Origin of the sequence: Aneurinibacillus aneurinilyticus ATCC 12856, assembly GCF_000466385.1 — a bacterium.
Taxonomy (GTDB): domain Bacteria; phylum Bacillota; class Bacilli; order Aneurinibacillales; family Aneurinibacillaceae; genus Aneurinibacillus; species Aneurinibacillus aneurinilyticus.
The window spans coordinates 1-1,751 of the sequence record NZ_KE952739.1; the positions used below are offsets into that span (position 1 = coordinate 1).

At 38.8% G+C, this 1,751-nt stretch carries 2 protein-coding genes; one reads left to right on the forward strand and one right to left on the reverse strand.

Annotated features, from left to right (window positions below; genetic code table 11):
- The first annotated feature begins 293 nt into the window (after window positions 1-293).
- Window positions 294-686: a BclA C-terminal domain-containing protein gene (locus HMPREF0083_RS07235; RefSeq protein WP_051354566.1), complete on the forward strand. Its 393-nt coding sequence runs from the start codon at window positions 294-296 to the stop codon at window positions 684-686.
- 455 nt (window positions 687-1,141) lie between these two features.
- Here the strand turns inward: HMPREF0083_RS07235 and HMPREF0083_RS07240 are convergent.
- Window positions 1,142-1,751, reverse strand: a 610-nt coding sequence (locus HMPREF0083_RS07240) for a GerAB/ArcD/ProY family transporter (RefSeq protein WP_021620531.1), incomplete at its 5' end; no start/stop codon positions are given.

Genomic DNA, 1,751 nt, shown 5'->3' on the forward strand with positions numbered 1-1,751 from the left:
ATTTCTTGGGTACAAGTTAGAAGAGCAAGGGAAACCACTTATCTATTTTCTATAAGAACATTTGTTTTATTATACTATGATTACAATAACGTTAGGCTACGCCTAACCGACCTTCCTCTCCCACTTTCACTGGTGCTAAAAGCACCTTGACGTTTATAAGTGGGAGACTTCTTTCGGAGGGAAGTTAAAAATAATAATTTATGAGAGAACGGGGTGAAAAACTTACTGTGTGGGAAAAATTTTCTTCTTATATAACTAGAATTATCAGTCCACTAGACGCTACTGCTACTTCTATGTATGCATCCAATACAGGAGGAAGCACGATTCTAGTTGTGGCAGGGGGGATCAATGTCGCTCTTCCTAACAATCAAAATTTAGAGAGTTTTACAGTTAATTCCGGTAATACTATCTTTACTGTTCCAGCAAACGGGCGTTATTATCTTGCGTACCAAATTAATACTACAACCGCATTGCTTGTAGGTGCAAGACTTACTCGAAACGGCACTCCAATCCCCGGTTCTATACTGTCTCCAGCTGTAGCTACTTCAAGCTATAATAATAATGTTATTATCTCCTTAAACGTTGGGGACACGATTGCACTTCAGTTATTCGGTTTGGTAGCTACGGCTGTCTTAGTAGGGGGAGGATCAGCTGGGGCTGCTCTAACCATCATTCGTTTATCTTAAGGCTGCCTTGCTGGTGAAGGGTGACGTAGATGGGAAAAGGAAGATTATATGCCCTGCTACAGGCTTATGAAGGACGGAGTCTTTTTTATCTACAAGGGGGGAGATATAGAATATGATTTGAGGACCTACTTACGCTAGATAAAAGAACTATGGAGGAAATACGGGGAATATTTCATGGAGCAAAAACAATCTGTACGATATCTATGTAGAAATCACATGACGTAGTAACAAAAGTTCAGGTGGTTGGAAGGAGGAGATTCGGAAAAAAGAAGAGGGTGGATGCGCCCTGCGCTCCGGCAGAAGAAAGGACAGTATGTCTTTTTCCGACCGCTCCCGCCGAGCGGCTTTTTATATGGAGAGTAATATAGAATTAATTAACGCGGAAAAGAGAGTTAGGTTTTATCAAAATTTGTAGCTGTACTTATTTTTTGGGGTATGCTATTTGGTGCAGTTTTTTATACGGTTTTTCTTTGTTTCCATCGTGTATATAAAGTAGCATAAAGAAAAAACAAGACTGGAAAGAAGCAAAATACAATATAAGCGTCCCAGTTCCACCATTTGCTCATTACTTCAAGTTGGCTATGGGTAGGTATATAAACAAAGGAAGCCGCGAGTATAAGTGATAGCAAAATACATATGGGTAGCTGCCAATTTTGCTTGCCGAAGAATTGGTTGATGTTTTCAGTGACAATAAAAATGGACGGAAGGAATGAGGTTGAGAAAATGAACATATAGAACGACAAAAATAGGATTTCAAATCGTTCAAAAAAAGGAAAGTGAATTGGTTTTACGAGTGTAAGTGTGGGCCATAACAAATTGGTAATTTCATCTGGGCTAAAGTAAAGAAAGCAACTTAACGTAATTTGCAAATAAACAAGCAAGGTAATGGTGTTTGCGATGACAATACCTCTTGCTGCTGCTTGTTTGTTTTTTAGGTAAGGGTAAAGAATAAATGCAATTTCAAATCCAATAAATGAAATAACAGCAGGAGCCACTGCATGTAAAATAGGCAGCATTCCCTCTTTTAACACAGGCAGCATAAAAATGAATTCGGCATCTTTTAAG